The sequence below is a fragment of the Mesorhizobium sp. M7A.F.Ca.CA.004.04.2.1 genome, from assembly GCF_004022825.1.
Lineage (GTDB): Bacteria > Pseudomonadota > Alphaproteobacteria > Rhizobiales > Rhizobiaceae > Mesorhizobium.
In genome coordinates this window covers 1-11,916 of sequence record NZ_RZPH01000064.1, presented here as the reverse complement: position 1 = coordinate 11,916, position 11,916 = coordinate 1, and the positions used below count along the sequence as shown (strand labels likewise).

Genomic DNA, 11,916 nt, shown 5'->3' with positions numbered 1-11,916 from the left:
TTCCAGTGGCCGGCGCCCGGTCGTGCCGACCCCTTCTGGCCTGCCGGCCATCTCCCCCTCAAGGGGGGAGATCAGCCTGCCGCTCGGCTTTCGCCAATCGCCAACGCTGCGGAAGAAGCGCCGGTGTCAAAGCTGCTAGTCTCCCCCCTCGAGGGGGAGATGGCCGGCAGGCCAGAAGGGGTCGGCACGACTGGGCTCCAGGTTCGCTTCTTCGCCGACGGCAATTTCTACACACCCGATCGAAAGGCGCGCTTCATCGCCATCCGCCCGACCACGGAAGTCCGCACCAGTCCCGACTATCCGCTGATCCTCAACACCGGCCGTATCCGCGACCATTGGCACACCATGACGCGGACCGGCAAAAGCCCGCGGCTTTCGCAGCACATCGCCGAGCCATTCGTCGAGATCCACCCGGTGGATGCGCAGCGCTTCGGCATCGGTGACGCCGACATCGTGCGCGTTTCCAGCCCGCGCGGTGACGTGCTGGTGCGCGCGCTGGTGACGATACGCCAGCGCCAGGGCAGCCTGTTTGCGCCGATGCACTGGACCGATCAGTTCTCGGCAAAGGGCCGGCTCGACACGCTGACCGCGCCGCTGACCGATCCCATTTCCGGCCAGCCGGCGCTGAAACATGTCGCCGCCCGCATCGAGAAATTCGCCGCAAAAGCCTTCGGCTTTGCGGTGACGCGGCATAGGCCGTCGCCCGATGCCGCGGCCTATTGGGCCGTGGCCAAATGCAAGGGCGGCTGGCGGGTCGAGCTTGCCTTTGCCGAAGACGACATCGACTGGGCCGGCTTTGCCGGGTCACTGTTCGGCGCGTCACCGGGTGCGGAAATGCTCGCCTATCATGACTGCGACGCCGGCCAGCATCGCATCGCCGCCTTCGACGGCGATCAACTGTCAGGCGCCTTGTTCGTCGCGCCCGGCCCGGTCGCCGTGTCGCGCGGCTGGGCGGCGGAACAGTTAAGTGCCGATCATGTCGACCGGCGCGGAAGGCTGGCGATCGTGGCCGGACGGCCGGGCGGGGTCGACGTCGATCGCGGCGCCATTGTCTGCTCCTGCTTCGGCGTCGGCGCCAACCAGATCGCCGAAGCGGTGCGCCGCGGCTGCGGCAGCGTCGCGGGGATCGGCGCGGCCCTGCATGCCGGTACGAATTGCGGCTCCTGCCGCGCGGAGATCAGGGTCATCATCGACGCGCAAAGTCTTCAAGCAGCCGAGTGATTGTCCCGACCAAAGGGGCCTGCGCGACGGCGCTGGTTGGGCTATGGTGGCGTAAGCGTGCTGCGCACGAATCGCCTTCAGTCAGGGTCATCCCAATGGCAAATCCCCCGCGCCGACCGACAAATCCGATGGCGGCCGCCGAAGCGGCTTTCAAGCCGGTGAAGAAGCCGGCCGCGCCGGTTCGTGAGCCCTCCGCCGCTCCAGGCGTCAGGGAGCTTGTTTCGATCCGGATCGACCGCGCCGTGCTGGACCACTTCCAGGAGGATGGGCCGGGCTGGCAGGACCGCATCAACGACGCCTTGCGGCAGGCGATAGAAGGCAAGCCGACGGCCGGCGGTTTGGGCGACGAGTAGCGCCCATCGCTTCGTCATCCACGGGCGGAGCAAGGAGCGTAGCGACGCGGCGCAGACCCCTGGAGCTGCTCCGCAGCCCAAGGGATACATGCCGCGACCTCAAAGCGCTGCAGCGGTGCAGAATTCTGTTCCGCTGCATTCCTCGATGGCTGTCACGGAATGGATCCCAGGGTCTCCGCGACGGAGCTTCGCTCCTGCTTCGCCCTAGGATGACGAAGTTGGGGAGGCTTCAGCCAAAGCGGACGTCGGCTCACGCCTCGAAGTGCAGGATATAGAGCTTGCGCGTCTTCTCGTGGATCGTCCATTCGCCTTTCCACCCTTTCGGCAGCACCAGCATTTCGCCCGGGCCGACGTCCTTGCTGCGGCCATCGGGACCATGCAGCGAGACCCGGCCTGACACGATGTGGCACGTTTCGGAATTGCTGTCGCGCGATGCGGTGAAGCGGCCCGGCGTGCACTCCCAGACGCCGACTTCCAACGTGCCGTCGGGCGAGGTCCACAGCGTCTTCGCTGCTTCGAACTGATTGCCGCTGATCGAGGTCGGCTTGGGCTCGGGCTCGCCGAGATCGATCGAGGCGAGATGGGCGAAGGTCTGGAAATCGGTCATGGCAGTCTCTTAATGTCCTGTGATGCGATCGGCGATTGCGGCGAGTTTCGACGTGTGCTGGAGGCCGGCCTCCTCGCGTTCGTCGGCGACGCGGTAGAGCTGATACATCGAGTGGACACCGAGCCAGCGCATCGGCTCGGGCTCCCACTTGCTGACCTGGCGGTTGACCCAGGGCAGGCGGGTCAGCTCAGTGTCGCGCCGCAGGATGAGATCGCGCAGCGTGCGGCCCGACAGGTTGGAACTGGATACGCCGAGCCCGACATAGCCGCCGGCCCAGCCGATGCCGGTCTCAGGGTCGAGACCGGCCGTCGTGCACCAGTCGCGGGGCACGCCCAGCACGCCGCACCAGGCGTGGTCGATGCGAAGCTTGGCTGTCTGTGGCAGAAGGCGGATGAGGATCGCGTGCAGGCTTTCGATCGTCGCCTGCTGCGTCTGGCCGCGCACGTCGGTCTGCGAGCCGTAGCGGTAGGGCACGCCGCGTCCGCCCATGGTGATGCGGCCTTCCCTGGTGCGCTGTGCATAGCAATAGGCGTGCGCGGCGTCGCCGAGAAGCTCATGGCCCTCCCAGCCGATCTCGTCCCATAGCGATTGCGGCAGCGGCTCGGTGATGATCTGCGCGCTGTTGAGCGGCAGCCAGAGCCGCTCATTGCCTGGTATGCCGGCCGTGAACCCTTCCGTGGCACGAATGATGATTGGCGCGCGCACGGTGCCGCGGCTCGTCGTGACCTTGCCCTTCTCGATGCCGGTCACGGTGGTCTGCTCGTAGATCGGCACGCCAATGCGTTCGACGGCTTCGGACAGGCCGCGCACCAGCTTGGCCGGCTGCACGCGCGCGGTGCCGTGGTGGATATAGCCGCCAAGCACATTTCTGATGTTGATGCGGGCTCTGGCCTCTTCCTGACCGATCAGGCCGACACGCTCGCTCGGCACGCTCCAGCCGATCGCATCGGCATAGGCGGCCTTGATCCGTTCGAGCTGCGGCGGGTTGGTGGCGACCGTCAGATTGTCGACCCGGCGGATGTCGGCATCGATGCCTTCGGTCTCGGTCACCGCGATCACTTCGTCGACCGTGCCATGCATGGCGGTTTCCATGTCGATGACGGCGCCGCGCGTCGAGGTCTGCAGATATTTTTCGCGCGACCAGCTGAAGCCGCCGGACAGCCAGCCGCCATTTCGGCCCGACGCGCCGAAGCCGGCGAACTCCCTCTCGACGATGGCGATGCGGATCGAAGGATCGGCCTTCTTCAGGTAATAAGCCGTCCACAAGCCGGTGTAGCCGGCGCCGACGATGCAGACATCGGCTTCGAGATCACCTGGAAGCGGCGCGCGGTAGGCCGGCAGGCCGATGTCGGCATACCAGAACGAGACGTTGCCGTTGACTTTGGCGTCCATGTCTAAAAATCCTGCGGGGAAAAGCGGTCAGGTCATCGTCATGTCGGCGCGGTCGTCGTCGGCAAGAAGTTTTGCATCGACGACGGACCAGCGCAGATCGACCGTGTCACCAATCGAGAACGGTGTGGCTTCCAGCGACGAGCGCACGATGGCGACCGAGCCGTCGCGAAGCGTCACCTGGTATTTCGAACCCGACCCCAGATAGATCGCTTCGCTGACCTCACCAGTGAGGCTGTTCTGCCCGGCGGCGGGAGGCGTGTTGGTGCCGGCAAGCGACAGCTTCTCCGGCCGCAGCAGGACCACCGGTTTGCGGCCGCCGGCGAGCTTGCCGTAGGCCACGATCTTCTGGCCGGCGATCGTCAGGCTGGTCTGGTCTCCGGACGCCTGGGCCTCGCCGCGCAAACTGGTCGATTCGCCGATGAACTTGGCCACGAACAAGGTCGTCGGCTCGTCGTAGAGCTGGCGGCCGGTTCCGACCTGTTCGATGCGGCCCTGATTGAACACAGCGATGCGGTCGGAGAGCACCAGCGCTTCTTCCTGGTCGTGCGTCACATAGACGAAGGTGGTGCCGAGTTCGCGGTGGATCCGCTTGATCTCCAGCTGCAGCCATTCGCGCAGTTTCTTGTCGAGCGCGCCGAGCGGTTCGTCCATCAACAGCAGCGGCGGATCGAAGACGATGGCACGCGCCAGCGCCACGCGCTGCTGCTGGCCGCCGGAAAGTTCGGAGGGATAGCGATGCGCGAAATCGGCCATCTTGACCATGTCCAGTGCTCGTACAACGAGACGGTCGCGCGCCTGCTTGTCCATGCCGCGCAAGGTGAGGGGATAGGCGACGTTCTTGCCGACCGTCATGTGCGGAAACAGCGCGTAGTGCTGGAAGACGACGCCGATGTTGCGCTTGTGCGCCGGCAGGGCGACGATGCTCTTGCCGCCGACGGCAAGATCGCCTGCGGTGAGGTCGGTGAAGCCCGCAACGACGTTGAGCGTGGTCGTCTTGCCGGAGCCGCTGGGCCCCAGCAGCGTCATGAACTCGCCCGGCTCGATATGCAGGCTGACATCATCGAGCGCGGTGAAATTGCCGTAACGCTTGGTTGCGCCCTTGATGTCGATGGCCGCGCCACGTTCCCTCGCAGTCATCTCAACTCCTCGTCGATTTCGAGCTGATGATCAGCCCGGCGCTGATGATCAGCGTCGTGGCAATGAAGATGATGGTTCCGACGGCCGTCACCGTCGGGTCGGCGTCGCGGGTGATGCTGGTGAAGATCTGCACCGGCAAGGTCTTGAGGTAGGGACTGGTGATGAACAGCGCGACGATGATTTCATCGAAGGAGGTGACGAAGGCAAACAAAAGCCCGGACAGGATACCGGGCGCGATCAGCGGCAAGGTCACGGTGCGGAATGTGGTGAAGCGGTTGGCGCCGAGGCTGGCCGCCGCCGTTTCCAGCCGCACGTCGAAGACTTCGAGGCTTGCCGATACGGCGATGATGACGAAGGGGATCGCCAGCATCGTGTGCGCGATGACGAAGCCGGTGGTGGTGCCGACAAGCTGGTAGTCGAGGTAAACGGCATAGATGCCGATCGCCAGCACCACGCCGGGCACGATCATCGGCGTGATCAGGATAGCGCGCAGCAGGCCGGCGCCGGAATGTTTCATGCGGCTGAGGCCAAGCGACGCCAGCGTGCCGATCAGCGTGGCGGCAACGGCGACGAGGCCCGCGACCCTCAGCGAATTGAAGAAGCTCGACAGCCAATCGGGATTGGTGAAGAAATTCGCGTACCACTGCCAGGAGAAACCGGAGGGTGGGAAGGCCAACGACTTCTTCTCGTTGAACGACATCGGGATGATGACCAGCGTCGGCATGACCAGCCACACGGCGACCAGCAGGCAGAACAGGCCGAGCAGGATGCGGAAGGGGGCCAGCCTCATGATCTGGCCGCCTGCTTGTGGCGCTGGCGCATCAGCGGTGCGGCGAGCGCCAGAAGCACGAAGGTCGCGCCCAGCAGGACGACCCCCATGGCGCCGCCGCGTCCCCAGTTGAGCAGGCTGAGCACCTGGCTCTGCACCAGCGTCGACAGCATGGTGCTGCGCGGGCCGCCGAGCAGGGCAGGGGTGATGTAGAAGCCGAGCGACAGGATGAAGACGATGATGGCGCCGGCGAAGACGCCTGGCAGCGACAGCGGCAGATAGATCTGCAGGAAGGCACGTGCGGGCCGCGCGCCGAGGCTGCGCGCCGCCTGCACGAGGCGCAAATCGATGCCGCGCATGACAGAATAGAGCGGCAGGATCATGAACGGCAGCAACACCTGCGCCATGCCGATGACGACTCCGGTCTGCGTGCGGATCAGCTTCACGCCGTCAAAGCCGAGCAGCCTGATGACCGAATTGATGATGCCGGAATCCTGCAAAAGGATGACCCAGGCCAGGGTGCGCACCACGCCGCTGACCCAGAACGGCACCAGCACGCACAGGATGAGGACCAGCCGCAGGCGCGGCCCGACCGCCGTCATGAGATAGGCATAGGGATAGGCGGCGATGACGCAGACGATGGTGACCCAGGCGGCGATGGAAAAGGTGCGCCACAGGACGGTGACGTTCACCGGCGTGGAGAAGAACCAGACGTAGTTCTGCAGGCCCCAGGCCGGGTCCGAAAAACTGCGCAGCGTGACGGTCAGCAAGGGATAGCCCATAGCCGCGATAAGCAGGAGCAGGGCCGGCATCGCCAGCAGCGACGGATAGGCGGCAAGGCGCAGGCGCCGCTGCGGCCCCTGCACGGCACCTGACGGCCGGGGATAATCACCCCCGGCCGTCGGCGTATGCGATGTCTGGCTCACGCCGTCACCTCAGTGGTAGCCGGCTCAGTTGCCGGCCATCAGCGCCGTCCACTTGTCGGACGCAGCGGCGAAGTTGGCGACCCAGAACTTGATGTTCTGCTGATAGCCGAGCTTGGCGTGGTCCGGCGTGTTGGTCAGGAAGGCGGCGACGGACGCGTCGACCTTTGGCTGTGCCTCGTTGTTGATCGGCGAGTAGGAGGTCTGCTCGGTCAGGATCTCCTGCGACTTCTTGCCGAGATAGGCGTTGATCAGCGCGTAGGAGGCATCGGGGTCCTTGGCGCCGACCGGGATGGTCAGCTGATCCATGACGACCAGCCAGTCCTTCCACACCGGCGTATAGGCAGCGCCATTCTTGACTGCCGTCATGGCGCGGCCGGTCCACATGATGATCATGTCGGCCTCGCCGGACTCGGCGAGCTGCTGGGATTCGGCGCCGGTCTTCCAGAAGATCGTGTCGGGGCCGATCGCCTTGATCTTGGCGATGCCCTTGTCGATGTCGGCCGGCGTCATGGCGTCGACCTTGCCGCCGTCGGCCAGGATGGCCTGTTCGATCAAGCCGCCGAGCGGGCTGCCGCTGCCGTCGATGGCGCGGGTGCCGGGGAATTTCGCGGTGTCGAAGAAATCCTTCCAGTCCTTTGGCGGATTGTCCTTGTACGTGTCGTTCTTGTACATCAGGACCATGCCGTAATTCATCGCCGGCACGCTGCACTCGCCGACCTGTCCGGGCGGGATGTGCGAGATATCGAGCTTGGTCAGGTCGAGCTTCTGGAACAGTTTGCCGCAATGCACGAAGGGCGGAAAATCATCCGTGTCGACGACATCCCAGGTCACATTGCCTGATTCGACCTGCGCCTGGAGCTTGGCGATTTCGGTCGGTCCGTCGTTCAGCAGCTTGACGCCGCTCTTGTCGACGAATTCCTTAAGCGCGGCAACCTGGCCGTCCTGGTAGATGCCGCCATACGAGACGAAGGTCAGCGTCTTGCCCTTCAGCGACCCGTCCACCACGGTCCCGGCCGGCGGCGCGTTCTGCGCGTGAGCGGCGGCTGCGAGCAAGGCCAGTGCGGCGGCGCCGACAAGCCCGGCCAATCTTGATCTGCTTCCCATTTTCTAACCCTCCGATGGCTCGCTGTTTGATTTTGGCAGGCCGGGCGCGAGCGTTTTCCGGGCTACATATTGATCGAGGTCGACAGCGCCGCTTGTCGGCGGCGCGATGATCCACAGCACTTCGGCCACCGTATCGCCGACATTGATCGTCCGGTGCGGCGTCGAGGTCGAATATTCGATGCTGTCGCCCTCTTCGAGGGTGAAGCTCTCGTCGCCGAGCGTCAGTTGCACGCGTCCGCGCAGCACGAGGAACATCTCGTTCGCGTTGCCATGCGTGTAGGGCACGTCGCCGGTGGAGCCGCCGACGGCGAACTCGCCGCAATAGACTTCCATCTCGCGGATCGGCCGGCGCGACAGCAGCGTCTTGCGGTAGCCTTCGCTGGTCGGCAGCGCCGGCCGTTCGGCCCGTGTCAGCACCGCGTGCGGCGACACCTCGCGTTCGTCGAAAAGATCGGCGAGGCTGATGCCGAGCGCGTTGGCGATCAGCATCAGCGTGCTGGTGTTGGCACCCGAAAGGCCGCGCTCGAGCTGGCTCAGGAAGCTGGCGGTGGTGCCGATCATGTCGCCGAGCTGGCGCAGCGTCAGGCGCCGCGTGGTGCGATAGGCCTTGATGCGATCGCCCAATACCGTCGAGCGGCGCGCTTCGGCGCTGGTTGCGGCATTGTCGTTGAGTGCGTGATCCGCAGCGATTTTCATGGCGATCTCAGGGTTCACTTAACATGCTATTAAGTGAGGCGTCCTGGCAAGCGGAATCGCCTTGTCATTTGAAAATCATCGATGGACCTGCAGAGAGCCCGTAATCGGCCGACCGGCAACGCCGGTTCGGCTCGATCACTGGATCATGAAGCGCGAACTGAATGGCAGGCTTGCCGCGCCGACGGCCTTCGGGCTGATGCTGACCCGCGCGGGCAGCGCTTCGATGCCGGGGAATTCCCGGCCGATGTCGGCGCACAAGGCCTTGGCGATCTTCTGCGGCGCGTAGCTGGACAGGACGACCGTCCTGAATTCGACAAACTGGGTCAGTGCGGAAATAGAGGCTTTCAGGCGGTTGGAGCATTCCCCTAGCCATTCGCTGTAGGCCTCGCCAAGGTCAGGCCACTCGGGGCTGCTGCTCCAGATGATTTCGGACGGGCGCCGGCGCTTGGTCAGTTCGCTCTCCAGGCGCATCAGCCCATGATCGAAGCTGGCGCTGGAGTTTCCCTTGTAGATCTGGTGGTTGAGGATGAGCCTACTCTGCAGCCGTGCTCCCAGATAGAAGAACAAATAGTCGTTGAGCGGCTTGGCGACGCCGAACATGCTCTCGCCGCCGGCTGCCGCGGTGATATCGTTCTGCACGAAAACCGGCAGCTTGATCTGTTCCTCGATCTCCCCCTGCAAGGCTTTCAGCGAGGTGCTCGATCCGTTGCGGGTTGCAGCCATCGTGTCGACATCGTCGGGAACGGCCAGGCCGATGCCGGCAACCCGGCTGCGCGCCTCGACCGGCAGGCTGGTCATGGCTTGCCTGATCGCGCCGAACAGATCGCTGCTTTGCGGAAAGGGATTGGCTTCATCCGCCGGCAATTGCGTGTGGAAGCGCACGGTGCCGATGAAATCGATGAGCGCGATGTCGATCCTGCGGCGGCTGAAGCCGACGCCAACCGCATAGGCGCCCTCCGGATTGAGTGAAAGCGGGATGGTGGGCGGCCCGACGCGGCCGCGCTGCGCCTCGCCTTGCGAGACCAGGCCTTCCTGCTCGAGCGAACGGACGATGACCGAGGCCGTCTGCGCCGACAGGCCGGTCTTTTCGCCGATTTCCATCCGCGAAATGCCCTCGTTCTGAAGCAGCAGCGACAGCACCAGCCGCTCATTATAGCTGCGCACGCTCAACGCATTCAGCCCGCTCGCACGATCGGCGATGCGCAATGGATTGGGTGGTGCGAACCTCATGTCAGGCAAGGGTCGCCCCGTCGGTAAGAGCGCGCTGCCTCGCGGCGGTATGGTTGCTCATGTCGAGCGGCTCCAGCCGATGGCGTCGACCGCGCGGGCAAGTGCGGTGCCCAGCAATCTGTGCGCCTCGGCATCGATGTGAAAGCCGTCCGCTTCGCTGCACGAGACCACCGAGCCGGCATCGAAAAAGTGGAGTTCGAGCGAGTCCGCCAGAACCTCGAACTCGAGCGCGAGCAGGCGCGATTTCTCCGGCGCACCGGCGAAGATGGACTTCCATTCCTTGACGTCGTCCTGCATCGGCGGCGGGGCCACGATCATGATCTCGGGCGTCGAGCCGCCTGGCCCAGGCGCCAGCTCCTTGATGTCGTAGACGAGGCAGCCGATCCCCATCGCCACTTCCGACGGCGGCTTGTTGAAGCGGATCTTCAAATCGTTAGTGCCGAGCATGATGATGACGAGGTCGAGCGTCGCATGGCTCTGCAGGCAGGGGCGAAGATAGGTTCTGCCGTTTTTGTGGGCGCCCTCGATCGGGTCGTCGTGGACGGTGGTGCGGCCGCTCAATCCTTCCTCGATGACATACCAGTCGGGGCCTAGCTGAGAACGCAATATCCCCGGCCAGCGTTCACCCGGCCCATAGCGCTCGAGCGGCCCCCTGCCGGGGATCTGGCCGTGCGTGTTGGAGTCGCCGTAGCACAAGACTGATCGCATGTTTTTCCCGCCGGGACTGACAGCGCGCCGAAGCCGGCGAGCGCCAATCATGATGGATAGAGGAGCGATGAAAGGCAAGCAAGGGAATAGTCATTCAACATGACTAACTATTGACAGGGCGAATCCGCTGTGCTTCTAAAGTGCCCGGAGGAGTTCTCGACCGTCATCATCGTCCAGCAGGAATTGGGCTTCGGCACGCATGTGTTCGGGGGCGGGAGAATTGCGTGCATCGGTCGGTTTGCGACAACGAGCATGCATTGGGAGAGCGTCTCATGGCCGTACGCATTCGTACGGCCGGCCATACGAATTCGTAGGCCGGGGCAACCACAAGGAGGAGAGTTTAATGTTAGGATTGCTGAAAACCGTCGGCCTGGGGATGCTCGTTGCGTCCACGCTTGCCGTGACGTCGCTGGCGCATGCGGAAGACATCAAGCTGATGGACGGCGTGGCGCCGCGCCCCGACGACACGCGCATGACCGCGGCCGGTGCGTTCAAGAAGGACCCGCCCTGGGTCATCGGCATGAGCGACTTCGGCGTCAACGCCAACACCTGGACAGTACAGGTGGCGCATGAGGCGGAGAACGCCGCGGCCAAGGACAAGCGCATCTCGAAATTCATCCTGCTCGATGCCGGCTTCGACCAGAAAAAGCAGGTGGCCGACATCGAGGACCTGATCGCGCAGCATGTCGACGCGATCATCGTTCAGCCGGTGACCAGCACATCGGCCAATGCCAGCATCGCCAAGGCGGTCGCCGCCGGCATCCCGGTCATCCTTCACACCGGCCGCATCGATTCCGACGCCTACACCACCGAAATCCAGGGCGGCGCCGAGCATTTCGGCAAGGTGATGGGCGACTGGCTGGTCAAGACCGTCGGCGACAACGGCAAGATCTGGGTCCTGCGTGGCCTGGCCGGCCATCCGGAAGACACCAACCGCTACAACGGCTTACTGGAATCACTTAAAGGCACGCATGTGCAGATCATCGCCGAGGAGCATGGTGACTGGCAGTACGACAAGGCCAAGAAGCTGTGCGAGACGCTTTATCTGAACAACCCACAGGTTGACGGCATCTGGTCGTCCGGCGCTGACATGACGCGCGCCTGCGTCGATGTCTTCAAGCAGTTCGGCACGCCCGTTCCGCCGATTTCGGGCGAGGGCAACAATGGCTATTTCGGCCAGTGGATCACGGACGGGTTCAAGTCGATCTCGCCGGAATACAGCCCCGCCCAAGGTGCGGCCGGCGTGCGCGCCGCCGTTGCCCTTCTGGAAGGCAATCAGCTCTACAAACGCTATGTCTATAATCCCGACGGATGGGACCAGGACAAGGCCAAAAAATACTATCGCGACGACCTCACCGCCAATGTCTGGTGGCCGAGCGAACTGCCAGAAGACAAGCTCAAGGAATATTACGGCAAGAAGTGACGGCGCCGTGGCTGGCGGGGAGTGGACAAGCATTCCCCGCAGGCCATTCCATCTGTCGAATCCGGTTCGTTCGAGGGTTTCGTGACCAATCTTATCGAGATGTCCCACATTTCGAAGGCGTTCGGAGGGAGCAGGGCGCTCCATTCCGTTTCCCTCGATCTCAAGGCGGGCAGCGTCCACGCCCTGATGGGCGAGAACGGCGCCGGCAAATCGACGTTGATGAAGATCCTGGCGGGCGTGCATCAGCCCGATTCCGGTGAGATCTTCATGAACGGGGAGAAGCTCGATCCGAAATCGCCGCGAGCCGCACTCGATGCCGGCATTTCGACCGTTTTCCAGGAGCATTCCCT

General features: G+C 64.1%; 13 protein-coding genes. 4 read left to right on the top strand and 9 right to left on the bottom strand.

The features are described from left to right. Both EN893_RS05140 and EN893_RS05135 read left to right on the top strand, forming a co-directional pair. Window positions 1-1,221, top strand: a 1,221-nt coding sequence (locus EN893_RS05140; RefSeq protein ID WP_245490800.1) for a molybdopterin dinucleotide binding domain-containing protein, incomplete at its 5' end; no start/stop codon positions are given. Window positions 1,222-1,316: 95 nt separating this feature from the next. Then, window positions 1,317-1,574 carry a BrnA antitoxin family protein gene (locus EN893_RS05135; protein ID WP_127267125.1) on the top strand — a complete coding sequence of 86 codons (258 nt, stop codon included), beginning with the start codon at window positions 1,317-1,319 and terminating at the stop codon, window positions 1,572-1,574. Between the two features lie 250 nt (window positions 1,575-1,824). Here EN893_RS05135 and EN893_RS05130 read toward each other — a convergent pair whose 3' ends face one another. From EN893_RS05130 to EN893_RS05090, 9 genes are all read right to left on the bottom strand, one after another. Further along, complete coding sequence (locus EN893_RS05130; RefSeq protein WP_127267126.1) at window positions 1,825-2,181, bottom strand: cupin domain-containing protein; 357 nt, start codon at window positions 2,179-2,181, stop codon at window positions 1,825-1,827. A 9-nt stretch (window positions 2,182-2,190) separates the two neighbouring features. After that, window positions 2,191-3,573 (bottom strand): FAD-binding oxidoreductase, encoded by a 1,383-nt coding sequence (locus EN893_RS05125; RefSeq protein ID WP_127267127.1) that lies wholly within the window; start codon window positions 3,571-3,573, stop codon window positions 2,191-2,193. Between the two features lie 27 nt (window positions 3,574-3,600). Then, window positions 3,601-4,710 (bottom strand): ABC transporter ATP-binding protein, encoded by a 1,110-nt coding sequence (locus EN893_RS05120; RefSeq protein WP_127267128.1) that lies wholly within the window; start codon window positions 4,708-4,710, stop codon window positions 3,601-3,603. A gap of 1 nt (window position 4,711) precedes the next feature. After that, window positions 4,712-5,500 carry an ABC transporter permease gene (locus tag EN893_RS05115; protein WP_127267129.1) on the bottom strand — a complete coding sequence of 263 codons (789 nt, stop codon included), beginning with the start codon at window positions 5,498-5,500 and terminating at the stop codon, window positions 4,712-4,714. After that, the gene (locus tag EN893_RS05110) at window positions 5,497-6,405 is read right to left on the bottom strand and encodes an ABC transporter permease (protein ID WP_127267130.1); all 909 of its coding nucleotides are present in this window, start codon (window positions 6,403-6,405) and stop codon (window positions 5,497-5,499) included. The genes EN893_RS05115 and EN893_RS05110 overlap by 4 nt, the downstream gene beginning before the upstream one ends. A 24-nt stretch (window positions 6,406-6,429) precedes the next feature. Further along, window positions 6,430-7,509, bottom strand: coding sequence for an extracellular solute-binding protein (locus tag EN893_RS05105; protein WP_127267131.1), 1,080 nt, complete (start codon window positions 7,507-7,509; stop codon window positions 6,430-6,432). A 3-nt stretch (window positions 7,510-7,512) separates the two neighbouring features. Continuing rightward, on the bottom strand, window positions 7,513-8,205 hold the full coding sequence (locus tag EN893_RS05100) for an XRE family transcriptional regulator (protein ID WP_127267132.1): 693 nt from the start codon (window positions 8,203-8,205) through the stop codon (window positions 7,513-7,515). 135 nt (window positions 8,206-8,340) lie between these two features. Further along, window positions 8,341-9,435, bottom strand: a complete 1,095-nt coding sequence (locus tag EN893_RS05095; protein WP_127272189.1) for an ROK family transcriptional regulator — start codon at window positions 9,433-9,435, stop codon at window positions 8,341-8,343. Between the two features lie 57 nt (window positions 9,436-9,492). Further along, a complete protein-coding gene (locus EN893_RS05090) occupies window positions 9,493-10,143 on the bottom strand; it encodes an SGNH/GDSL hydrolase family protein (RefSeq protein ID WP_023809404.1) in 651 nt (216 codons plus the stop codon). A gap of 343 nt (window positions 10,144-10,486) precedes the next feature. Between EN893_RS05090 and EN893_RS05085 the strand changes: the two genes are divergently transcribed. After that, a complete protein-coding gene (locus tag EN893_RS05085) occupies window positions 10,487-11,566 on the top strand; it encodes a substrate-binding domain-containing protein (RefSeq protein WP_127271056.1) in 1,080 nt (359 codons plus the stop codon). An 81-nt stretch (window positions 11,567-11,647) separates the two neighbouring features. Next, window positions 11,648-11,916, top strand: a 269-nt coding sequence (locus tag EN893_RS05080; protein ID WP_128361435.1) for an ATP-binding cassette domain-containing protein, incomplete at its 3' end; no start/stop codon positions are given.